Below are 22,424 nucleotides of genomic sequence, written 5' to 3'. Positions count from 1 at the left end.
GTGAACAATGAACGATCATGATTTTCTAAAATATTTCGATAGCGAAATGCGTTATCTGAAAGCTGCTGCGCAGGAGTTTGCGGAGCAGTATCCGGAGGCGGGACGGCGACTGGGCGTAGACGGCAAATCTCTGAAGATGGATGACTCGGTCGAGCAACTGTTTCAGGGCTTCTCGCTGATGATGGCGCAGATGCGTCGCAAGATTGATGACGATATTCCTGAGCTGACGGAGCCGCTGCTCGGGCATCTGCTGCCCGTGGTGAACCGCACGCTGCCATCGATGTCTGTGGTGGAACTTACGCCCGATAGGGTCGCTCAGGTACGTGATGCGCTGCTGCCGGCAGGCACAACGCTGCTGACCCGATCGATGGATAGTACTGGCCTGTGCTGCCCGTATCGCACGACCGATGCGTTGAAATTGCATCCGCTGACGCTGGGCGAGATAACGACGCTCTTCCATCCTGATGGACATCAGATGATCTCAATGCGGTTTTCACTCAGCCCTCAGGCGGATCCTAGCCAAATCGATCTCAGCGATATCCCGCTCTACATCCACGGAGATCGCCCGGTGCAGTCAATGATGTATCAGGCTCTAACCAACCAAATTGAAAGAATTACTGTTCGTCAGCCGCAGAGCGATAACTGTGATCCAAAACTCTTTAGTGGCGACATCCGCGCCCGCTGGCAACAGCACTGGCAATCGGTCTGGCCGGAAAGCGACAGTCCTGCACTCTGCGGCGAAGTCCGCCCGCTGCTGGAATATTTCAGTTTCCCGGCTCGCTATGCCTTCTTTACTCTTTCGGGGCTCAACACACTTCTCTTCAACGAACGCTGCCGCGAGGTTATCCTCGATATTCATCTTAGTCAGCCACTTCCGCATGATATTTCCCTGCCGGCGGACGCGCTGCGTATTCACTGCGTGCCGGTGATTAACCTGTTTACGCTGAACGCCGAGCCGCTGAAGGTGAAGCCTGCGGTGCTCGATTATCGTCTACGTCCGCATCGACTGCGCGATCAGCACACTGAGATTTACAGTGTTGATGAAGTTGCCGCCAGCGAAACACTGGATAAGCGGCGTTATGTGCCGTATCGGCACTTCCGGCAAAAAGGGGGCATGTTGCAACGCAAAGAGTCGTGGCCGGAGCGATATTTCCATACGCGCATCTGGCGTGGTGTCAGCGGTCTTTATGAAACCTTGCTGATGTTGGGTGGCGATGCAAGCGAGACCGATCGGGGCGAGGATGATGCCACGCTGTTTATGAACATCACCTGCACCAATGGTAACTATCCGCGTATGGCGCTGGAGAAAGCCGTATTTGATGGAAGCGCGGTCACCGGCAACCTAACGTTGCAGTGCACAACGCGTCATCCCCCTTCTATGCCTTGCTACCCGCCAACCACGCAGTTGTATCAGTGGCATGTGATGTCGCTGCTGCATCCGCGCGCGCTGAGCCAGATGATTAGCGATGCTAAAAACCTTCGAGCCGTGCTGGCGCTGTTTGACTGGAGTAATGACGATAACAACCGCCGTCGCATCAGCGGTATTCGTCACGTCAGCTGGCGTCAGGACTATAACTCCTCGTATCACTGGCACGGGGTGCGTATTCGCGTGGCGCTCGATGAAACCCGGTTCAGCGGCACCGGCGATGCCCGCCTGTTCTGCGAGCTGCTGGAGCAGTTCCTGACGCAGTACGCCAGTGTTGTGCGCTTTACCCAACTGACGGTGCTGCTGACTGCTTCGGGCACCGAATGGGCCTGGCCGGAGCGCCGCATTAACAGGGTGTTAATGTGAGCGACGAAAACAACAAACCGTTCTGGCTGGACGATAACGGCAATGACCAGACCGCGCGGTACAACTTTTACCGCTTCTGCCAGTTGCTTGAGCAAACGACCGGCAGCCGTCTTGGCACGGGCCGCACGCCAGAGAGTGATCCGGTGCGATTTCGTCCCAATCCGCATCTGGGCTTTCCCGCCGGGGAGCTAAAACGCACGGAAATTGACGCCGATAACCCGGATGCGCCGCCAACGGTCCGAACCAACTTCTTCGGCTTGTACGGTGTGGATTCGCCGCTGCCCACCAGCATCATTGATGATATCAACCAAGGACGTGACGGCGCTGATGCGATGGCAGCGTTTCTGGATATCTTCAATCACCGGCTGATGACGCAGTTTTACCGCATCTGGCGCAAGTACAGCTATCCGGCCACCTTTGAGCCGGGCGGTACCGATACGGTGTCGCAAAGCCTGATGGCGCTGACCGGCATTACCTACAGCGGCGACCAACCTTCGTCGCGCCTGCTGGCGATACTTAAACCGCTGCTGCATACCACGCACACAGCTGAAGGCATCGCAGCGGTGATCAACAGCCAGGCACCGAAAACCAAAGTTGAGGTTTTCGCACACCATCCGGTGACGATGCCGGTGGCAAAACGCGCCCGGCTTGCAATGCACAGTGGCATGTCGCTCGATCAGAATCCGATACTGGGCGATGAAACCCGCGTGGCTGATTACTGCTCACGGGTTGAACTTTCAACAGACGATCCTGATGAGGCAAAGGGCTGGATGCCTGACGGACAGCTTAGGAATGACGTTATGACGCTGCTGCGTACGTATCTGGGCTGTGACTATGATTTGCGGTTTTGGCTGACGATTCCTACCCGATTGCTGCCAATGCCGCGGCTGGGCGATGCCGGGTTATTTAATGGATACAACATGATGTTAGGGCTGAAGGAGGATAATCTGAGTGCGATGCCGGAAACGGTGCGCATCAAAGTGGGAAAGCTGCGAGGGGAAAATGCCCAAGTAGCTTTTTGAACATTGACTATTTATATATAAATTTGCAACTAAAAAAACCATCATAATTAGGAAGGAAAAATGAGCCATTAGAGTTTTGTGTAAAAATCGTTTTAAATAACATTGTGGTAAAAAACACCTATTCTTATTGGATGCTATATCTACATTCCTTTACTAACACTATAGGCTTAATTGATGATTTTAAAATTCGGAAAAAAATAATGCCTATTGTGCCTAAAACTACTTTCTTCTACGAACTAACTTCCCATCGCCAAGACTGTAACCACCAAAGTGAATCGCTAACCAGAACAATATGATCAACATACTCGGATGAACTATTATTTTACAAAGAATTTTACGCATTCTCCCCACAAGAGAAACTCCCTCATTATGATCTGATGTAAAAAAGAATTGCTGGTAATCACCTAATCTTATACGTAAATAGCCTGACATCTCAAGCTTTGCATATTCTATCGAGTTACAGTTCCATAACATCCCCCAGCGTCGCTGCCACTTATCATTGAATAGCCAATTGTAAGTCAAATGGGATGTTAATGAATTGAAATGCGGTATTTTATGGCCATCTGTCATAGTTAACTGGCAATCGATGAATTGGATTTCATCAATAGTGAAGAAAATACCACGCTCACTCGATTCTATTAAGTCATCTTGGGGAATCTGTTCGAGAGTAACAACAAGAACGTTTTCATCAATATTTTTCAGCTCAATTTTCTGTTGATACCGAATCCCACTTCCTCTGGCCTCAAAAAATAGAACAGCTTCCTTAATTGGAGTTTTCAAGGAACGAAAAGCCACCTTAGACTTTATTGTTTCATGGTCAGCGGGATTTGAAAGTCTCAGTGAATATTCAAGATGATCATCTAAACTCTCCCAGTATGCTCCCAGACGCTGTAGTTTCTGTTTGTCTTCGTGAGATTTTTTGTAGGTGTTATATAACTAAAATCGGGTTAGTTTCTCCCACCCCCATTTAATTACTTTTCCAATTAATCCCCAAGGTGTAGGAATACTCATAATTGCCTCCAGCATTATCAGGTGGATAATGTAATCATTAAGCTCTGAGGAGCTTCTGAAACTAATTAAGTTTTAGATTGCAAGATCCAAAGGCAAATCCGAGATATCTTTTAATCGCTTACCATTAACCATTACAGCAAGCATATCAGCGGCATCATGCAAACCGAGAAGCTTTACTGCAGCCTGAAGTTCATAAAGAGCAAAGTGATAGACACAATCAATATCGCCTGTACCAAGGGCTATTGAGGCAAGTCTGCTTGGGGTTGGTTCAGCAGTTACGACCATGATGTGTGGAAGTGTCCCCTTACGGTTTCGCATAAGATTAAGAGCTTCAGATCGTGCGTTCTGAGCCCGATCGCTTCTTATCGTCCATTTGCAGGAAATACTCGCGTGTAGTAACGGTTTACCGCCATTTGATTCGCGTAGTCCTGACATCAGAGTAACAGAATCATTCACGATCATTTCTGGCTTGTTAATGACGCTGTCATGCTCAGGCTGACGAGCGACAATAATATCGGGTGAAATGGTATAGTCACTTCCTAACGCAGCGGCAAGTTGTGCATCATTCTTAGCTGCGCTATCGAGGGCTATGAGGTGAGAATATTGTTCATACTTGGCTATTTCAAGGCGATTCCGACCAGATACTTGTTGAACATTCCATCTACCTGGCCGTAGGTGGCCAAGTTTCAGAAATGTTTTTTCAACGAACTGAGCGCAGATGTTTTCGAACTGATTACCTGAGGTTTGCCCGGCAATCCTCTCGCCTATAGTTTCAGCCTGCAGCAAACGGGCAATTTCGCGTGCTATTGCTTTACTGTTGTTATTACTGCTATCAGCATTACTTACCACACCTGCAGCGTTGATAGTCAATGTATTCAAAAGAAGCTGTGCGTGAAATTCTTTGCGAGCTTCGGCGAAAGCAACAGTACCAATTTCGTTATGTTCGTCCATAAACCTCTAACCTTCTATGCAGCGTCTTTTTTCTTAACCGTCACCGCATCATCTTTCTTTGCCCGCATTACATCAAGTGCGTAAGCAGCGATTTTTTCGGCGAATAATGGTGGAACCGCATTGCCAATCTGACGTGCGACTTCCGTTTTAGAACCATGAAAAATGAAATCATCGGGGAATGACATCAGTCTAGCGGCTTCTCGGTGAGTAATAGGGCGATGCTGTTCAGGATGAAGATAACGCCCCTTCTCTGGCTTGAAGAACTCTGTACGTATAGTTACTGAGGGTCTTTCCCACCAAAGACGACCAAACAAATCTGTTCCGCCTGATGTTTTTTTGATCCAACATGCAGGGGTTAAGTCAGGTCGATTCTTCTGTAAGTCGAAACGATTCCCACCTAGGGGCACCGCCTGGTAGCGTTGTTTGGAAATCTCAGTTGGACTGCGACCAAAATGAAGATTCATGGGTGGCAATTCATCTCGGATCTCAGTACCAATAGGATCAGGTAAATCTCCAATCGCCTCTTGAGTTGAAATCCAGACAGGCAGCTCGCCAGACTTCTCGGGTGATCGATGAGAAGGGGCCGGAGGAAATGCGGGTACGTTGTCCATCTCAAAAAGCTCTCGTTTGATACCGATAGCTATAGTTCTTTTCCTAGTCTGAGGCACACCATAGTCAGCAGTGTTAAGTACCTTTGGGTCAAGAAGCACAAAGCCCATAGATTCAGCTCTAACAGCAATATCGACAAACTCATCGCTTTTAAGCAGGCCTGGGACATTTTCCATTACGAACATGGACGCGCCAGAACGCTGAATGATGTCCATGTAGGGCTCCCAAAGCGCTCTACGGTGATCGCCTTGCCTGTTCTTGTTAAGGAGGCTAAATCCCTGGCATGGTGGCCCTCCGATTACGATATCGGCAGACGGAATCTCATTGGAAGCAATCCATTCATCGATATTGGCTTGGATACCATGTGAATCGAAGTTTGCGTTATAGGTCTTAATCGCAGCAGCATCGTTATCAATGGCCAAAATGCTTTCAAAATGAGCTGACATCTCGCCATGACAAAACCCAGTGGAGAGCCCACCAGCACCACAGAAAAGATCTATCACCTTGAATTTATTGCTCATAATACCGCATCGCTTAGTTATGATGACTATAATTAGCCATAATTTATCATATGTTTATGCTGTACAAAAACCCATACCTACTTCTCTTTAAGTTTAGGATGACGCTCATCAAATGCTAGGACGTTTTGTAGTGGCATGGATTTACCCGGTAGACAGCAAGTCAGGCAGAGCAATTGACGTTGCCCTGAATGACACAGCCGAAGTCGTTCTATGCAAACAGATCGAGTGGCATTACTACTAGGTATTTGTTCACACCAAATAAGCGAAGAGAAGTGACGGATTCACAACAGCAACCGTGCGCAAAACGTGAGTGGATTCCAATACAGCCTTGAGAGCTGCTTTAAAGCGAGCGGGCATTGATGATTTCCGCTTTCATGACCTTTGCCATATATGGGCGAGCTGGCTTATTCAGGCCGGAGTTACATTGTCGGCATTACAGGAAATGGGCGGCTGGGAGAGTATAGAAATGGTGCAGCGTTATGCTCACCTGGCACCGAACCATTAAACGGAACATGCGAGGCAAATTGACGCGATTTTTGGCAGCCGTGTCCGAAATCTGTCCCATGGGGAAAACTTGAAAGCAGTAGGAGAGTGATAACTCATTGATTTGTATTGGTACGCCCTACAGGATTCGAACCTGTGACCTACGGCTTAGAAGGCCGGTGCTCTATCCAACTGAGCTAAGGGCGCATAGTGATGGGGTCGGATTATACGTCCAGCGGCTCGCGCGTCAACGTTTTTGCCCTTGAACAGAAGCGGAGTGCTGGCAGATTAACCAAAACCCCTTAATGCCGCTTGCGCCATTCGCTCATCGACACCAGATTCCCGCCCTGCTCGGTTTCGCCTTCCAGCTCAATCCCTTGCTGCGTGAAGTGCGCATTGTACTGATCGCGCAGCGCATGCAGCTCCTGGCTGTCCGGCTCCAGCTGGCGCAAGAACCCCAACGCCAGCAACAGTTGTTGCCTCGATATCAACGCAGAAAATCCCGTCCGACTCAAAATGCCATGCCAGCGCTGAATATTTTCGTCGCTGCCATCCACAATCAGCACCTGCCAAATCAGCAGCACCGCCGCGCCATTGTGCAGATGCGTGTCGTTAGCGCTCGCGATGTAATCGGTAAACTCTTTTGCCGCCTCTTTGCCCATCAGCGACAACATCGATTCGATATGCACCGGCGGCAGTTGCAACCGTTTATTGAGCGCCTGCACCGCATGGCGCGAGCTGGCCGTCAGCAGCTGAAAACCTACCACGAACACCACCGCCAGCGTGGCGAGAATTAACCAAATCATCACGTCATCCATCTCATTCACTGCCGGGCATCATAAGCGCTAACGCGGGCGGGCGCCACGGCGAAAAATCGGGAAAGCGGCGTTGATGGCGAATCTCTACCTGACAGCCGCACGCGCTTCTGACAGAATAGGCTCCATCCCCGATCTAACCCTCTACAGATGGATTTCCTCTCTGATGGCAGCAAAAATTATTGACGGTAAAACGATTGCGCAGCAGGTGCGCCTTGAGGTTGCCGAAAAAGTACAGCAGCGTCTGGCGGCCGGTAAACGTGCGCCCGGTTTGGCAGTTGTGCTGGTGGGTGAAAACCCGGCTTCGCAGATCTATGTCGCCAGCAAACGTCGTGCTTGTGATGAAGTGGGCTTCATCTCTCGCTCATACGATCTGCCCGCCACCACCAGCGAAGCCGAGCTGCTGGAGCTGATTGATACGCTCAACAACGACAACGATATCGACGGCATTTTGGTGCAGCTGCCGCTGCCAGCCGGCATCGATAACGTCAAAGTGCTGGAGCGCATCGTGCCGGACAAAGACGTGGATGGCTTCCATCCGTACAACGTCGGTCGTCTGTGCCAGCGCGCGCCAAAGCTGCGTCCGTGTACGCCGCGCGGCATCGTCACCTTGCTGGAGCGCTACAATATCGATACTTACGGCCTGAACGCCGTGGTAGTTGGCGCATCGAATATCGTTGGCCGTCCGATGAGCATGGAGCTGCTGCTCGCCGGTTGTACCACCACCGTGACGCACCGTTTCACCAAAGATCTGCGTCATCACGTTGAGCACGCCGATCTGCTGGTAGTGGCGGTTGGCAAGCCGGGCTTTATTCCAGGCGACTGGATCAAGCCGGGCGCGGTGGTGATTGATGTGGGTATCAATCGTCTCGACAGCGGCAAAGTGGTCGGCGATGTCGAGTTCGAAGCGGCTGCTGAGCGCGCCTCGTACATCACGCCCGTTCCAGGCGGCGTCGGTCCAATGACGGTCGCGACATTGATCCAAAACACGCTGACGGCGTGTGAAGAATTTCACGACATTGAGGAGGCATAATGGCCAGTTTTTCTCTCGGTAAACATGCCCACGTAGATTTGTGCGACTTGCTGAAACTCGAAGGTTGGGTGCAAAGCGGTGCGCAGGCGAAAGCGGTGATTGCGGAAGGCGAAGTGCGCGTCGATGGCGCAGTTGAAACGCGTAAGCGCTGCAAGATTGTTGAAGGCCAGAAGGTTGAGTTTGCAGGTTTTAAGATTACGGTTGTAGCGTAGTTAGGTGGTGGTCGCCATGAATGGCGACCCTACAAGACGCGAGTTTCCCCTTCGATTTGCTCCAGCTCGATGTGATTCACCGCCGTATGTTGCGCAATCAGTTTGGCCAGTTTCGGTGAATGGCTGGTGATCCACAGTTGGCTGAACTGGCTGGCTTCGGCAATCAGTCGCGCCAGCGCGGGCAACAAATCTTCATGTAAACTGTTCTCCGGTTCATTCAGCGCCATAAACGCTGGCGGACGCGGGCTGAGCAGCGCCACCACCAAACACAAAAAGCGCAGCGTGCCATCCGAGAACTCAGCGCTCTCCAGCGGACGCAAAATCCCACGCCGAGACATCAGCATCTGAAAACGTCCATTCTGCACATCAACGTGAAATTCGGTGTCAGGGAACGCTTCGGCCATCACTTGATGCAGCAATTCGCGATGCCCGACTTCATTAATAGTCGCCCACGCGGCAGCTAAATTACTGCCATCATGCGCCAGAATCGGCGCACGCACGCCTATCTGCGGCGCACGAATTGGCGAACCTGGCCACACGGCAAACTCGTGGTAGAAGCGCCATTTCTGCAACCTTTCGCGCACCTGAGAAAGCTCGGGATAAAGATGCGGTTCGCCCAGTTGCCCAAACAGCGACTCTTCCGGGTGCAAAACCGCCGGGTAGGTCACGCGTTCACCCTCGACGTTATGCAGAAACGCGGTTTGATTTTGCCGCTGCAAAATGCACGAGGAAGGGCGACGTCGCTGACCACTCATCCAGATGCGCTCCTCTTTCACCAGCGGATCAAGGCTAAAGAGCGTCGGAGACGGCTCAGGAAAACCGATATCGAGCTGATAATCCATATCGTCCATCACCACAGCCATGATCAAACGCTTGGGATCGTGGCGACGATCGCCGCGCCGTAATCCGCCCGCCCACATCGCTTTCTGGATGCCGCCCTCTTCCGCCAGCGCCAGCGCTAAACGTCCGCTCGCCGCTTCGTGCAGTAGTCGCACCGCTTTATACAGGTTAGATTTTCCGCAGCCGTTGGGGCCGCTGACCACGTTGAGCTGCTGCAGCGGCAGCGTCAGGTCGCGCACCGAGCGGAAGCCGTGAATATGAATCTGTTCTATCGCCATCAATAAAAAAGGGCGATTTCTCGCCCTCTCCGGTTATTTGCGTCGCCAGCTGGAACCTTGCGGCCCATCCTCAACGATCACGCCCAACTCATTGAGCTTATCGCGCGCCACATCCGCCTGCGCCCAATCTTTGGCCGCACGCGCGTCGGAACGGGCTTTCACCCAATGCTCGATTTCCGCCACTTCATCGTCATTCACCTGCGCTCCGCTTTGCAGGAACAGCTCGGGATCCTGCTGCAGAATGCCCAGCACGTTAGCGATCTGGCGCAGTTTCGCCGCCAGCGCATCAGCGGAGGCTTTGTCTTCGGTTTTCAAACGATTCACTTCACGCGCCATATCGAACAGCACCGAATAGGCTTCCGGCGTGTTGAAGTCGTCATCCATCGCAGTGCGGAAACGCGCTTCAAACGCTTCGCCACCCGCCGCCGTGGCGCTGGCATCGGTATGACGCAGCGCGGTGTACAAGCGCTCAAGCGCCGCACGCGCCTGGTTGAGGTTATCTTCGCCGTAGTTGAGCTGGCTGCGATAGTGGCCCGACATCAGGAAGTAACGCACGGTTTCAGCATCGTAGTGCTGCAACACATCGCGCACGGTGAAGAAGTTATCCAGCGATTTCGACATCTTCTCGCGATCAACCATCACCATGCCGGAGTGCATCCAGTAATTCACATACGGGCCATCGTGCGCACAGGTGGATTGCGCCACTTCGTTTTCGTGGTGCGGGAACATCAGGTCCGAACCGCCGCCGTGGATGTCGAAATGGGTGCCGAGCTGTTTGCAGTTCATCGCCGAACATTCGATGTGCCAGCCTGGACGGCCGTTGCCCCACGGCGAGTTCCACGCCGGTTCGTCCGCTTTAGACATCTTCCACAGCACGAAGTCCATCGGATTGCGCTTCACATCCGCCACTTCGACGCGCGCACCGGCCTGCAGCTGCTCCAGATCCTGACGCGACAGCGCGCCATAATCTTTGTCGCTCAGCACGTCGAACATCACGTCGCCGTTATCCGCCACGTACGCGTGCTTACGCTCAATCAGCCTGCCGACCAGCTCGATGATCTCATCGATATGACGCGTCGCGCGCGGCTCCAGATCCGGCGGCAGAATGCCGAGTGCGGCGAAATCGTTGTGCATCTCAGCGATCATGCGGTTGGTCAGCGTTTCAATGCTTTCACCGTTTTGATTGGCACGTTTGATGATTTTGTCATCGATATCGGTGATGTTACGCACATACTTCAGCTGATAGCCCACGTAACGCAGATAACGCGCCACCACGTCGAATGCCACAAAAGTACGCCCATGGCCGATATGACAGAGGTCGTAAACCGTGATACCACACACGTACATACCGATTTGACCGGCATGGATGGGTTTGAATTCCTCTTTCTGTCGACTCAGGGTGTTATAAATCTTTAGCATTGAACGGTTCCGTTTTATTTACGTGTGCGGGATTCGAACGTGATAAATGTGCATTTGGTTTAATACGGTCACCATAAATGGCGACCCTACGTAACCTAACCAGCCGGTTATTGTGCCGTATTTTTCTGACTTGTGCATCGCTCGGTTGCCAACTGCCGTCCGGTTACTGACGCGTTATTGGAAATTGTGATATAAGAAGCGTCTACAAAAATGCCTCGCCGCCTTGCAGGCGCGGCAACTGATACTGACGACAACCTTGACAGGAAGAAAATAATGGTCACTTTCCAGACGAACCATGGCGATATCGTAATTAAAACTTTCGATGACAAAGCGCCGGCTACCGTGAAGAACTTCCTGGAATACTGCGCGGAAGGTTTTTACGATAACACTATCTTCCATCGCGTAATCAACGGTTTCATGATTCAGGGCGGCGGTTTTGAGCCTGGCATGAAGCAGAAAGATACCAAAGCAGACATCCGCAACGAAGCGAACAACGGCCTGAAAAACACCAAAGGCACCCTGGCGATGGCGCGTACTCAGGCGCCACACTCTGCCACTGCCCAGTTCTTCATCAACGTGGCAGACAACGACTTCCTGAACTTCCGTGACGAAAGCCTGCAAGGCTGGGGTTACTGCGTGTTCGCTGAAGTGGTTGAAGGCATGGACGTGGTTGAGAAAATCAAAGCGGTGAAAACCGGCCGCAGCGGCATGCATCAGGACGTTCCGGTTGAAGACGTTGTCATCCAGAAAGTGACTGTTAGCGAGTAATGTCGCGCACGCTGTTTATCGCAGATCTGCATCTGTGTCATGAAGAACCGGCAATTACTGCCGGTTTTCTGCATTTTTTGCAGGGAGAAGCGCGCGCGTGTGATGCGCTTTACATCCTCGGCGATCTGTTTGAAGCCTGGATCGGCGACGACGATCCTAATCCGCTGCATCAGCAAATCGCTGCGGCGCTCAAGGCGCTGCCGGTGCCTAAATTCTTTATCCACGGTAATCGCGATTTCCTGCTCGGCCAGCGTTTTGCGCGCGCCTCTGGAATGACGCTGCTGCCCGAAGAAAAGGTGCTCGATCTTTACGGACATCGTGTGTTGATCATGCATGGCGATACCTTGTGCACCGATGATGAAGGTTATCAGCGTTTTCGCGCCAAAGTGCATCAGCGCTGGTTGCAGCGCCTGTTCCTCGCGTTGCCGCTGCGTCTGCGCATGCGCATTGCCTCGCGCATGCGTAATGGCAGCAAGCAGGCAAATCAGCACAAGTCGGTCAGCATCATGGACGTTAATCAGTCCGCGGTGGAAGCCGCGATAACGCGCCAGCAGGTGCCGATTCTGATTCACGGCCACACCCATCGTCCCGCCATTCACACCTTCACGCTGCACGGCGAAAATGCCGAGCGCGCGGTGCTCGGTGCCTGGCATGAGAACGGATCGATGATTCAGCTTGATGCCAGCGGCGTCAACCTGATCGAATTCCCCTTCTGAAATCCGGGCATCAATGCCCGTTTTCCGCCTACGCAACCGTTTTCCTTGCTGCCATCTCATGCTATTCTCTGTGCCCTTCTTCGCCTGCCCGCCCGGCCAGGTTCGTTTGCATATTCACAGGAGTTGACCGCATGTCATCCAACGCCGCCCCGGCCCGTATCGCCATTGTCATGGGTTCCAAAAGTGACTGGGCTACCATGCAGTTCGCCGAGGAAATTCTTAACAGCCTGGATGTTCCCTTCCACGTTGAAGTGGTCTCAGCTCACCGTACGCCCGACAAACTGTTCAGCTTCGCGGAAACCGCAGCCGACAACGGTTTTCAGGTGATCATCGCCGGTGCCGGCGGTGCTGCCCATTTGCCGGGCATGCTGGCCGCGAAAACGCTGGTGCCGGTGCTGGGCGTGCCAGTGCAAAGCGCGGCGCTGAGCGGCGTCGATAGCCTCTACTCCATCGTGCAGATGCCGCGCGGTATTCCGGTCGGAACGCTGGCGATTGGTAAAGCCGGTGCCGCCAACGCTGCCCTGCTGGCCGCGCAGATTCTGGCGATCCACGACAGCGCGCTGTCAACGCGCATCGCCCACTGGCGTCAAACGCAGACTGATGAAGTGCTGAACAACCCGGATCCGCGGGAGGAAGCATGAAGCCGGTTTGCGTATTAGGAAATGGTCAGTTAGGCCGCATGCTGCGCCAGGCGGGTGAACCGCTGGGGATCGCGGTGTATCCGGTGGGTCTGGATGCGGAGCCTTCTGCGCTGCCGATCGCTGAAAGCGTGATTACCGCCGAGATCGAGCGCTGGCCGGAAACCGCGTTAACCCGCGAACTGGCGAGCCATCCGGCCTTTGTGAATCGCGATATTTTCCCGCGTCTCGCCGATCGCCTGACGCAAAAACAGCTGCTGGATCAACTGAACCTCGCCACCGCGCCGTGGCAGCTGCTGGCCGATAAAGCCGAGTGGCCGAACGTGTTCAGCAAATTGGGCGAACTGGCGATTGTGAAGCGTCGTACCGGCGGCTATGACGGCCGTGGTCAGTGGCGTTTACGCGCCAATGAAACCGATGCGCTACCGGATGAGTGCTACGGCGAATGCATCGTTGAGCAGGGCATTAATTTCAGCGGCGAAGTATCGCTGGTCGGCGCGCGCGGACACGATGGCAGCACGGTGTTTTATCCGCTGACGCATAACCTGCATCAGGACGGCATTCTGCGCACCAGCGTGGCGTTCCCGCAAGCCGATGCCAGACAGCAACAGCAGGCGGAAGTGATGCTCAGCGCCATCATGCATGAGCTGAAGTATGTTGGCGTGATGGCGATGGAGTGTTTCATTACGCCTGAAGGTTTGCTGATCAACGAGCTGGCCCCGCGCGTGCACAACAGCGGTCACTGGACGCAGAATGGCGCGTCCATCAGCCAGTTCGAGCTGCATCTGCGTGCGATTTTGGGTCTGGCGCTTCCGCAGCCGGTGGTGTTTGCACCGTCGGTAATGGTGAATCTGATTGGTACCGATGTGAATCTGGCGTGGCTGCAACAGCCGCTGGTGCATCTGCATTGGTACGACAAAGAGGTGCGCGAAGGCCGCAAGGTTGGGCATCTTAATCTGACCGATAGCGATCGTGGGCGCCTTGCGTCAGCGCTGAATGCGCTGGTGCCGCTGCTGCCGGAAGTGTATGCGAGCGGAATTGCGTGGGCGGTTGAGAAGTTATAGTGCAGCTGTTTTTCCCTCACCCTAGCCCTCTCCCAAAGGGAGAGGGAACCGATCGAGCGAACATCTCCCTCTCCCTGTGGGAGAGGGCCGGGGTGAGGGCATCAGGCCCCCCTTTACCCCACCATCTTCATCGCCACATGGCTCCAGCGATTCAGATGCGTAATCTGGAACCCATGCGCACTGAACAATGCATTCAGCGACGCTTCCGAATGAATCGTAATATGTCCGGTGCGCGGCGAAATATACCAGTCCGTCATACCAAGGTGGCTCACTTCGTCGGTGGTCGCTGTGCTGAAGAAAAACACGCCGCCTTGTTTCATAAAGCCTGAAACCTCTCCCAGCGTTTTATGTGGATCGGGCGTGTGCTCAAACACCTCAAAACTGGTCATAAATTCATACGAATTCAGTTCTGGATAATCGCCGGGCACAAATGGATCCCACTCCACCATATCAATGCCCACTTCCTGCATTAAGCGCGCCAGCGTGCCGGTGCCTCCACCGTAATCCAGCATTTTTTTGCCGTGATATTTTTTGAATAACGTCAAAATCAGATCGCGATTTCTCATCGGTCGATTGATCTCATAGTTAGGATCAAACTGCCCGTAATCCTCGTTATACATGTGCTGTGCATAATCCGCTGGCGTCCAGTCATCGCACGCATGGGTATAAACCAAACCACAGGTCTGACATTGATGATAATAAATCGCCACGCCGGTGAGCGGATAAGTGTAACGACTGGCATTTTACGAATGACAGATGGTATTGAAATCGGTCACACCATACAGCGTGGCTTCGCCCTGGCAGACTTCACAGCAGCCGATTTCAACAACGGATTTGACGATAAGTGGAGATGACATGTTTAGCCTTAAATAAGTCTGGTCTGCGTTCATGAGTCGACTCACACAGACCAGAACTTAAATTTAAGACAAGTCGTTTTGCTTATCCGGCACTGAAGCTTCTGAATAGCGCCTTCTGTTTTAACAGTCGAATACCCAGCCAGGCGCCGCACAGCGAGAGCAGCAGCGCGCCGCCGATCGGCAAGGCGATCCACAGCGTCCAGTCTTGCTGCCACGGGAAATCGAAGATCTTGCGCTGCAAGCCCCACAGCGCCGCTTCCGCGCCCAGCGCTGCCGCAATCCCCGACACCACGCCCAGCAGCGCAAACTCGCACCACAACGTACCGCGCAGCAGGCGCTTGCTGGCACCAAGTGTGCGATAGACCACCAACTCCTGCCGACGCTGACGCATGCCGACCTGAATCTGCGCCAGCAGCAGCAGCACGCCACACACCGTGACCAGCACCACCATCACTTCCAGCGCCTGACTCACCTGCGTCAACACCTGGCCGATCTGGCGCATCATGCTGCCGATATCCAGCAGGCTCAGCGTCGGGAATGCGCGATTAAGTTGCGCCAGCAGTGCCGGATTGCTCGCCATGCGGAAGCTGGTGAGCCAGGTTTGTGGCTGTTGATCAAGCGCGCCCGGCGGGAAGATAAAGAAGAAATTCGGCCGCAGACTTTCCCAATCCACCTTACGCAAGCTGGTGATTTTGGCGCTGAACTGCTGGGTGTCGCCGCTGAAGGTTAAGGTATCGCCGAGCTTCACGCCCAGACGATCCGCCAGCTCCACTTCCATCGACACTTCACCGGCCTGCGGCGGCCAGTTGCCGGAGATCAGCGGATTGTGATCCGGGCGCTCAGCTTGCCACGTCAGATTGAGTTCGCGATTTAGCGCGTTATCCAGCTTAGGATCGGCCTCTTTGCCGTTCAGTTCGGTCAGGCGCGCACGCACAATCGGATAGAAGGTTTCCGGCTTAAGCTGATGCTCGCTCAGGAAGTCACGCACCAGCGGCACCTGCTCTTTGGTGATGTTCAGCAGGAAATAGTTCGGGCTATCCGGCGGCAATTGTTGTTGCCAGCGATCCAGCAGATCGCCGCGCATCACCAGCAGCAGCGCCAGCAGCATAAATGACAGCGAAAACGCTGCCATTTGGCTGAGCGTCATCGCCGGTTGTCGCAGCAGACGGTTAATCGCCAGCCGCAGCGCCAGATTGCGCACCACCAACCGACGCAGCAGCAGCAAGGTGCCCCAGCCGAGTAACGCCAGCAGCAGCGCCAGCATCACCACGCCCGCCAGCAACGCCCACAACATTTTGCTGCCGCCCATCAGCAGCGCCAGCAAGCCAATCACCACCAGCGCCATCGCGGGTAGATAGATGCGCAGCGGCCAGACGTTCGCCACCGCATCCCGGCGTAGTACGCGCAGCGGTTGCGTCGCCATCAGCAAGCGATACGGACGCAAACCCACCAGCAGCGAAATCACAAACATCGCGCCAATCGCCCACAGCCACGGCCAGAAACTCGCCGCAGGCAGCGCGCCCGGCAGCACCGGTTTCAGCATCAGTAGCAGAATCATTTCAATGCCCTGCCCCAACGCGCTTCCGACAATCGCCGCCAGCAGCAGCACCGCCAGCCACTGGCCGATAATCAGCCGCTGCAGCGCCTTACGGGTTGCGCCCAGGGTTTTCAGCACCGCCACCAAATCGTAGCGGCTGCGGCAGTAATGACTCATCGCCACCGCCACCGCAGCAATCGCCAGCATCAGCGTCAGCAAGGCCGAGAGCAGTAAAAATTGCTGCGCGCGCTGCATCGAGCGACCCAGCGCATCTTCCGAGTTATCGACGCTGATCCAGCGCTGATCGGCTTTTAGCTGTGGTTCGATCCAGCTGTCATAGCGCGCCAGCGGTGCCGGGTCGCCAGAGAATTTATAGCGCCAGCTCAGACGACTGCCCGGCTGCACCGCGCCGGTTTTCTCCACGTCAGCCAGATTCATCAGCAGACGCGGCGCGGTCTGGAATGGATTGAAGCCGCCATCCGGCTCCTGAATCACTTCACCGGCAATGCGCAGCGTGGTGTCGCCGACATCCACGCTATCGCCCACTTTCAGATTCAGCAGCGCCAGCAAACGCGGCGCGGCCAACACCGTGCCCGCTTGTGGACGCAAGCCCGGCGGATTAGTTTGCAGCGTGCCAAACATTGGATAGGCATCATCCACCGCTTTCACGTCCGCCAGCTGCGGCGTCTCTTGTGCGAACGTCATGGTCATAAAGTGCAACTGGCTGCTGACCGATAACCCTTCGTCACGCGCTTTATTCAGCCACGCCTCCGGCGCGGGCGAGGTGGTGCGCAGCGTGCGATCGCCCGCCATAAAGTCGCGGCTCTGCTGGCTTAAGCCTTTTTCCATACGGTCGCTGATCGAGCCCAGCGCCAGCACGCAGGCCACGGCTAAAGTGAGCGCCATCCAGACAATCAGCAGCGAGGGCGAACGCCACTCGCGCCAGAACCAGCGCCAAATCATGACTCCTCCCACAACTTGCCGTCACGCAGCCGTAAGCGGCGGTCGCAGCGCGCCGCCAGTTGTTCGTCGTGCGTCACCAGAATCAGCGTGGTGGCAAAATCGCGGTTGAGGGAGAACAGCAGATCGGCGATGCGATCGCCGGTTTTACGGTCGAGGTTGCCGGTAGGTTCATCGGCAAACAGCAGGCCGGGACGGCCGCTAAAGGCACGCGCCAGCGCCACACGCTGCTGCTCGCCGCCAGAAAGTTGGGCCGGCAGATGATGCAGACGATCTTTCAAGCCCAATAAAGTAAGCAACTCCACCGATTGCGCACGGCTTTCGCGATCGCTGTCGCCACGCAACAGCGCCGGAAGTTGCACGTTTTCCAGCGCGTTCAGCGTCGGCACCAGCATAAATGATTGAAATACAAAGCCCACTTCGCGCGCGCGCAGTGCCGCACGCTGCTCTTCGTTCATGCTGTGCAGCGGCTGGCCAAGCAGATGCACTTCGCCGCTGCTGCCGTCATCCAGTCCGGCCAGAATGCCCAGCAGCGTGGATTTGCCAGAGCCGGACTCGCCAATCAGGGCGATGGTCTCAGCTGGTTTGACAACCAGCTCAACTCCGGTAAGGATGGTCAGCTGATGCTCTCCCTGACCGACGGACTTAGTAAGATGATGAACTGCAACAATGTTTTCCGCTGGCATTATCCCTTCCTGTTGTTATTGCTTCTGCTGGTGTCCCGACTCGCCGCCGCCGATACCTTGCTGGTATTGGGCGACAGCCTGAGCGCCGGGTATCGCATGTCGGCCACGGCGGCCTGGCCGAGCCTGCTGAATAAAGAGTGGCAACAGCAGCCCAAAGTGGTGAACGCCAGCATCAGCGGAGATACCGCCGGACAAGGGCTGGCGCGTCTACCGGGCCTATTAAAACAGCATCAACCCCGCTGGGTGTTAATCGAATTGGGCGGTAATGATGGCCTGCGTGGTTTCCCGCCGCAGAATATCGCCGCCGATCTGACCAAAGTGATCGACGAAGTGAAAGCCGCTAAGGCGCAGCCGCTGCTGATGCAGATTCGTCTACCGGCCAATTATGGACGTCGTTATACGGAGGCGTTTAGCGCGATTTATCCGCGCCTGGCACAGCAGTACGACATTCCTCTGGTGCCCTTCTTTATGGAGCAGGTCTACCTGAAGCCGGAGTGGATGCAGCAGGATGGAATTCACCCCAATCCGGATGCTCAGCCGTTTATCGCCAACCTGATGGCGACCGAACTGGCTCCGTTAGTAAAGCATGATTAATGCAGACGTGTGATTTTTAACGGGTAAAAAAATGCAAAGAACAATTCTCATCACCGGCTGCTCAAGCGGCATTGGTTTGGTCGCCGCGAATGACCTTTTATCGCGCGGCTATCGCGTGCTGGCCGCCTGTCGCCGCGCCGACGATGTGGCGCGCATGGAAGCGCTGGGATTTATTGGCGTGCAGCTGGATCTGGATGATGCTGCCAGCGTCGATGCCGCCGCCGACCGCGTGCTGGAACTCACCGATCATCGCCTGCACGCGCTGTTTAACAACGGCGGTTTTGGTCAATATGGGCCGCTCAGCAGCGTTTCGCGTCAGCAGTTAGAAAAGCAGTTTTCCACCAACCTGTTTGGCACTCATCAACTGACCATGCGCCTGCTGCCCGCGCTGCAAGCCAGCGGCAACGGACGCATCGTCAATACCAGCTCGGTGCTGGGACTGATCTCTACGCCGGGTCGCGGCGCTTATGCCGCCAGCAAATGGGCGCTGGAAGCCTGGAGCGATGCGCTGCGTCTCGAAGTGCGCGACTCAGGCGTGCGCGTCAGCCTGATTGAGCCAGGCCCGATTAGCACTCGATTCACCGATAACGTGCATCAGGGCCAGCAGGATAAACCGGTGCGCAATCCGGGCATCGCCGCGCGTTTTACCCTGCCGCCAGAAGCGATTCTGCCGAAGCTGCGCCACGCGTTAGAGAGCAAACATCCGCGTCTGCGCTATCCGGTCACGCTGGTCGCCTGGGCGATGAGTCTGCTTAAACGTCTGTTGCCAGGTTGGATACTGGATCGCATTTTGCGCAGCAACTAAGCTGCAACGCAGAATCAAACTTGAACCGGGGCAGCTTGCCCCCATATCCTCAACACACTTTCTGACAAGAGACGTATTCATGTCACACGCTTTGATTATCGACATCAACGAATCCAACCTGCAGCAGACTTTAGAACAGTCGATGCAGCTGCCGGTGCTGTTTTATTTCTGGTCCGAACGCAGTCAGCACTGTCTGGAACTGACGCCGGTGCTGGATCGCCTGGCGCAGGAGTATGCCGGTCAGTTTATTTTGGCGAAGCTGGATTGCGATAAAGAGCAGATGGTGGCATCGCAGTTTGGCCTGCGCTCCATTCCAACCGTTTACCTGTTCCAGAACGGTCAGCCGGTGGATGGCTTCCAGGGACCGCAGCCGGAAGAGGCGATTCGCGCCCTGCTGCAAAAAGTGTTGCCGCGTGAAGAAGAGGTTAAAGCGCAGCAGGCGATGCAATTGATGCACGAAGGCAAACCGCTGGAAGCGCTGCCGCTGTTGAAAGACGCCTGGCAGCTGAGCAACAAAAACAGCGAAATTGGTTTCCTGCTGGCGGAAGTGCTGATCACCCTGAACCGCAGCGACGAAGCAGAAACCGTGCTGGATGCGGTGCCGTTGCAGGATCAGGACACGCGCTATCAGAGCCTGGTTTCGCAAATCGACCTGTTAAAGCAGGCCGCCGACACACCAGAAATTCAGCTGTTGCAGGAGCAGTTAGCCAGCGATCCAACCAATGCTGAGCTGGCTGCTAAACTGTCGTTACAGCTGCATCAGGTTGGCCGCAATGAGGAAGCGCTGGAGTTGTTGTTCAGCTTCCTGAAAAGCGATCTCAGCGTTGGTGACGGCCAGGTGCGTAAAATGTTCCAGGAGATTTTGGCCGCACTCGGCACCGGCGACACCCTCGCCACGCGCTATCGCCGCCAGCTTTACTCGCTGCTGTACTAATCGGTACCGCGCGTTAAACGGGCCGAACGACTCGGCCCGACAATCTGACAGCCAGGAGGTTATATGTTAACGGTCATTCCCGTCATCATTGTGCTCGCACTCGTTACCGTGTGGGCCGGTGTAAAAATTGTTCCACAGGGCTATCAGTGGACGGTAGAACGCTTTGGCCGTTATACCAAAACGCTGGCGCCCGGCCTCAATCTGCTTGTACCGTTCATGGATCGTATTGGTCGCAAAATCAATATGATGGAGCAGGTACTCGACATCCCTTCCCAGGAAATCATCTCTAAAGACAACGCCAACGTCACTATTGATGCAGTGTGCTTTATCCAGGTTGTCGATCCGGCGCGCGCCGCCTATGAAGTCAGCAATCTTGAACTCTCGATCCTCAATCTGACCATGACCAACATCCGCACCGTGCTCGGCAGCATGGAGCTGGATGAGATGCTGTCGCAGCGCGATAACATCAACACGCGCCTGCTGCATATCGTCGATGAAGCCACCAATCCGTGGGGCGTGAAAATCACCCGTATCGAAATCCGCGATGTGCGCCCGCCGCAAGAGTTGATTGCCGCGATGAACGCGCAGATGAAGGCGGAACGTACCAAGCGCGCCGACATCCTTGCCGCCGAAGGGGTACGCCAGGCGGCGATTTTGCGCGCTGAAGGCGACAAGCAGTCGCAGATCCTCAAAGCCGAAGGTGAACGCACCTCCGCCTTCCTGCAAGCCGAAGCGCGCGAGCGTCAGGCGGAAGCGGAAGCCACGGCGACGCGCATGGTCTCCGAGGCGATAGCCGCCGGCGATATTCAGGCGGTGAACTACTTCGTGGCGCAGAAATACACGGACGCGCTGCAAAAAATTGGCGAAGCCAACAACAGCAAAGTGGTGATGATGCCGCTGGATGCGAGCAGCCTGCTCGGTTCAATTGCCGGTATCAGTGAGTTGCTGAAGGAGAGCCGAACGGAGCGCCGACCATGATCCTGATGGAGTTGATTGCGCATCCACACTGGTTCTGGCTGACGTTGGGCGGCCTGCTGCTGGCCGCCGAAATGCTCGGCACCAGCGGTTATCTGCTGTGGAGTGGCTTGGCCGCCGTCGCGGTGGCGCTGGTCGAATGGTTGTTTCCCATTTCATGGACCAGCCAGGGCATTGTGTTTGCGGTGATGACGCTGCTCAGCGCGTTTTTTTGGTATCGCTGGATGCGCTATCGCGAATCGTCGCAGGTCGCCAACACGCTTAACCAGCGCGGCAATCAGTTAATGGGGATGCAGCTGACGCTGGATAACGCGCTGAAAAATGGCCTTGGTCACGTGCGCATCGGCGACAGCAGCTGGCGCGTGCAGGCGGATAGCGATCTGCCGGCAGGTACGCCAGTGATTGTCACCGGCGTGGTCGGCATTACGCTGATGATTCAGCCGCGCTTTCCATCGGCGTGATGGCAGCAACCGGCCAGGTGATTGATGATTGGGCACTCTGCGCTGTCATCGCCCGGGCAAGCCTCCGCCAGCTCCAGTAAGCGCGCGCGCATCGCATGTAACTCTTCGATGTGCGCAGCAATCTCGTCGGCTTTCTGCAAGGTGCGCGCTTTGACATCGGCGCTGTGGCGCGCGGGATCGTTGAACAGCGTCACCAGTTCACGGCACTCTTCCAGCGTAAATCCCACCTGACGCGCCTGACGCAGCAGATTCAGCTCATCAATATGATGCGCCGCATAATGACGATAACCATTGTCACTGCGCGACGGCGGCGTCACCACGCCCTTCTCTTCGTAGAAGCGAATCGCTTTGCTGGTGAGTCCGGTTTTTTTTGCCACATCGCTGATGTTCATTTTTCCCCCTTGACCTTCCATTCAGGGGAAGGTTTAGGCTTTAGTTCTAAT

General features: G+C 54.9%; 23 protein-coding genes, 1 tRNA gene and 1 pseudogene. 14 read left to right on the top strand and 11 right to left on the bottom strand.

The window, feature by feature from the left end; genetic code table 11:
- Positions 1 to 7 precede the first annotated feature (7 nt).
- Together tssF and tssG are read left to right on the top strand one after the other, a co-directional pair.
- On the top strand, positions 8 to 1,792 hold the full coding sequence (tssF, locus tag AC6I8A_RS05600) for a type VI secretion system baseplate subunit TssF (RefSeq protein WP_497818153.1): 1,785 nt from the start codon (positions 8 to 10) through the stop codon (positions 1,790 to 1,792).
- The gene (gene tssG / locus AC6I8A_RS05595) at positions 1,789 to 2,814 is read left to right on the top strand and encodes a type VI secretion system baseplate subunit TssG (RefSeq protein WP_497818152.1); all 1,026 of its coding nucleotides are present in this window, start codon (positions 1,789 to 1,791) and stop codon (positions 2,812 to 2,814) included. The genes tssF and tssG overlap by 4 nt, the downstream gene beginning before the upstream one ends.
- A 219-nt stretch (positions 2,815 to 3,033) precedes the next feature.
- On the opposite strand, the gene AC6I8A_RS05590 is transcribed toward tssG, so the two are convergent.
- The 3 genes from AC6I8A_RS05590 to AC6I8A_RS05580 form a co-directional block, all read right to left on the bottom strand.
- Positions 3,034 to 3,594: a hypothetical protein gene (locus AC6I8A_RS05590; protein WP_497818151.1), complete on the bottom strand. Its 561-nt coding sequence runs from the start codon at positions 3,592 to 3,594 to the stop codon at positions 3,034 to 3,036.
- Between the two features lie 303 nt (positions 3,595 to 3,897).
- Positions 3,898 to 4,776 (bottom strand): NgoMIV family type II restriction endonuclease, encoded by an 879-nt coding sequence (locus AC6I8A_RS05585; RefSeq protein ID WP_497818150.1) that lies wholly within the window; start codon positions 4,774 to 4,776, stop codon positions 3,898 to 3,900.
- Positions 4,777 to 4,790: 14 nt separating this feature from the next.
- A complete protein-coding gene (locus AC6I8A_RS05580; RefSeq protein WP_497818149.1) occupies positions 4,791 to 5,906 on the bottom strand; it encodes a DNA cytosine methyltransferase in 1,116 nt (371 codons plus the stop codon).
- A gap of 130 nt (positions 5,907 to 6,036) precedes the next feature.
- Between AC6I8A_RS05580 and AC6I8A_RS05575 the strand changes: the two are divergent.
- Positions 6,037 to 6,501 (top strand): annotated as a pseudogene (locus AC6I8A_RS05575) (site-specific integrase); the annotation flags it as partial.
- A gap of 18 nt (positions 6,502 to 6,519) precedes the next feature.
- Here AC6I8A_RS05575 and AC6I8A_RS05570 read toward each other — a convergent pair.
- Both AC6I8A_RS05570 and AC6I8A_RS05565 read right to left on the bottom strand, forming a co-directional pair.
- Positions 6,520 to 6,596: transfer RNA gene (locus AC6I8A_RS05570), tRNA-Arg, on the bottom strand.
- 95 nt (positions 6,597 to 6,691) lie between these two features.
- Entirely contained in the window at positions 6,692 to 7,195 is a 504-nt protein-coding gene (locus AC6I8A_RS05565) for a DUF1198 family protein (protein ID WP_479486762.1), read from the bottom strand.
- Between the two features lie 175 nt (positions 7,196 to 7,370).
- Between AC6I8A_RS05565 and folD the strand changes: the two genes are divergently transcribed.
- Positions 7,371 to 8,237 (top strand): bifunctional methylenetetrahydrofolate dehydrogenase/methenyltetrahydrofolate cyclohydrolase FolD, encoded by an 867-nt coding sequence (folD, locus tag AC6I8A_RS05560; protein ID WP_036648219.1) that lies wholly within the window; start codon positions 7,371 to 7,373, stop codon positions 8,235 to 8,237.
- Positions 8,237 to 8,449, top strand: coding sequence for a ribosome-associated protein YbcJ (gene ybcJ, locus AC6I8A_RS05555; protein WP_007890771.1), 213 nt, complete (start codon positions 8,237 to 8,239; stop codon positions 8,447 to 8,449). Before folD ends, ybcJ begins: the two co-directional genes overlap by 1 nt.
- Before the next feature lie 29 nt (positions 8,450 to 8,478).
- Here ybcJ and AC6I8A_RS05550 read toward each other — a convergent pair whose 3' ends face one another.
- Both AC6I8A_RS05550 and cysS read right to left on the bottom strand, forming a co-directional pair.
- A complete protein-coding gene (locus AC6I8A_RS05550; protein ID WP_479486760.1) occupies positions 8,479 to 9,567 on the bottom strand; it encodes an AAA family ATPase in 1,089 nt (362 codons plus the stop codon).
- A gap of 33 nt (positions 9,568 to 9,600) precedes the next feature.
- Positions 9,601 to 10,986 carry a cysteine--tRNA ligase gene (gene cysS / locus AC6I8A_RS05545; protein ID WP_497818148.1) on the bottom strand — a complete coding sequence of 462 codons (1,386 nt, stop codon included), beginning with the start codon at positions 10,984 to 10,986 and terminating at the stop codon, positions 9,601 to 9,603.
- Positions 10,987 to 11,259: 273 nt separating this feature from the next.
- Between cysS and ppiB the strand changes: the two genes are divergently transcribed.
- The 4 genes from ppiB to purK all read left to right on the top strand — a co-directional run bounded on the left by ppiB (position 11,260) and on the right by purK (position 14,172).
- Positions 11,260 to 11,754, top strand: coding sequence for a peptidylprolyl isomerase B (gene ppiB / locus AC6I8A_RS05540; protein WP_008103818.1), 495 nt, complete (start codon positions 11,260 to 11,262; stop codon positions 11,752 to 11,754).
- Positions 11,754 to 12,470 carry a UDP-2,3-diacylglucosamine diphosphatase gene (locus AC6I8A_RS05535; RefSeq protein ID WP_497818147.1) on the top strand — a complete coding sequence of 239 codons (717 nt, stop codon included), beginning with the start codon at positions 11,754 to 11,756 and terminating at the stop codon, positions 12,468 to 12,470. The genes ppiB and AC6I8A_RS05535 overlap by 1 nt, the downstream gene beginning before the upstream one ends.
- Before the next feature lie 131 nt (positions 12,471 to 12,601).
- Positions 12,602 to 13,111, top strand: coding sequence for a 5-(carboxyamino)imidazole ribonucleotide mutase (gene purE / locus AC6I8A_RS05530; RefSeq protein WP_497818146.1), 510 nt, complete (start codon positions 12,602 to 12,604; stop codon positions 13,109 to 13,111).
- Positions 13,108 to 14,172 (top strand): 5-(carboxyamino)imidazole ribonucleotide synthase, encoded by a 1,065-nt coding sequence (purK, locus tag AC6I8A_RS05525; protein WP_497818145.1) that lies wholly within the window; start codon positions 13,108 to 13,110, stop codon positions 14,170 to 14,172. The genes purE and purK overlap by 4 nt, the downstream gene beginning before the upstream one ends.
- A 113-nt stretch (positions 14,173 to 14,285) precedes the next feature.
- Here purK and AC6I8A_RS05520 read toward each other — a convergent pair whose 3' ends face one another.
- From AC6I8A_RS05520 to ybbA, 3 genes are all read right to left on the bottom strand, one after another.
- Complete coding sequence (locus AC6I8A_RS05520; protein ID WP_497818144.1) at positions 14,286 to 14,882, bottom strand: class I SAM-dependent methyltransferase; 597 nt, start codon at positions 14,880 to 14,882, stop codon at positions 14,286 to 14,288.
- A gap of 229 nt (positions 14,883 to 15,111) precedes the next feature.
- On the bottom strand, positions 15,112 to 17,529 hold the full coding sequence (gene ybbP, locus AC6I8A_RS05515) for a putative ABC transporter permease subunit YbbP (protein WP_497818143.1): 2,418 nt from the start codon (positions 17,527 to 17,529) through the stop codon (positions 15,112 to 15,114).
- Positions 17,526 to 18,212 carry a putative ABC transporter ATP-binding protein YbbA gene (gene ybbA, locus AC6I8A_RS05510; protein ID WP_008103831.1) on the bottom strand — a complete coding sequence of 229 codons (687 nt, stop codon included), beginning with the start codon at positions 18,210 to 18,212 and terminating at the stop codon, positions 17,526 to 17,528. The genes ybbP and ybbA overlap by 4 nt, the downstream gene beginning before the upstream one ends.
- Between ybbA and tesA the strand changes: the two genes are divergently transcribed.
- The 5 genes from tesA (at position 18,180) to AC6I8A_RS05485 (ending at position 21,981) form a co-directional block, all read left to right on the top strand.
- On the top strand, positions 18,180 to 18,806 hold the full coding sequence (tesA, locus tag AC6I8A_RS05505) for a multifunctional acyl-CoA thioesterase I/protease I/lysophospholipase L1 (protein ID WP_176971305.1): 627 nt from the start codon (positions 18,180 to 18,182) through the stop codon (positions 18,804 to 18,806). The two genes, ybbA and tesA, sit on opposite strands and share 33 nt — an antisense overlap.
- A 31-nt stretch (positions 18,807 to 18,837) precedes the next feature.
- Positions 18,838 to 19,611, top strand: a complete 774-nt coding sequence (locus tag AC6I8A_RS05500) for an SDR family oxidoreductase (protein WP_061717430.1) — start codon at positions 18,838 to 18,840, stop codon at positions 19,609 to 19,611.
- Positions 19,612 to 19,690: 79 nt separating this feature from the next.
- Positions 19,691 to 20,545, top strand: coding sequence for a co-chaperone YbbN (locus tag AC6I8A_RS05495; RefSeq protein ID WP_008103837.1), 855 nt, complete (start codon positions 19,691 to 19,693; stop codon positions 20,543 to 20,545).
- Positions 20,546 to 20,608: 63 nt separating this feature from the next.
- Complete coding sequence (locus AC6I8A_RS05490; RefSeq protein WP_312179593.1) at positions 20,609 to 21,523, top strand: SPFH domain-containing protein; 915 nt, start codon at positions 20,609 to 20,611, stop codon at positions 21,521 to 21,523.
- Positions 21,523 to 21,981: an NfeD family protein gene (locus AC6I8A_RS05485; protein WP_497818934.1), complete on the top strand. Its 459-nt coding sequence runs from the start codon at positions 21,523 to 21,525 to the stop codon at positions 21,979 to 21,981. Before AC6I8A_RS05490 ends, AC6I8A_RS05485 begins: the two co-directional genes overlap by 1 nt.
- Here AC6I8A_RS05485 and cueR read toward each other — a convergent pair.
- The gene (gene cueR, locus AC6I8A_RS05480; RefSeq protein ID WP_110865662.1) at positions 21,957 to 22,373 is read right to left on the bottom strand and encodes a Cu(I)-responsive transcriptional regulator; all 417 of its coding nucleotides are present in this window, start codon (positions 22,371 to 22,373) and stop codon (positions 21,957 to 21,959) included. The two genes, AC6I8A_RS05485 and cueR, sit on opposite strands and share 25 nt — an antisense overlap.
- Between the last annotated feature and the right edge of the window lie 51 nt (positions 22,374 to 22,424).

The sequence above is a fragment of the Pantoea sp. X-Soil-ISGK-275 genome (assembly GCF_059730795.1).
This window is presented reverse-complemented; position numbering and strand designations above follow the sequence as displayed.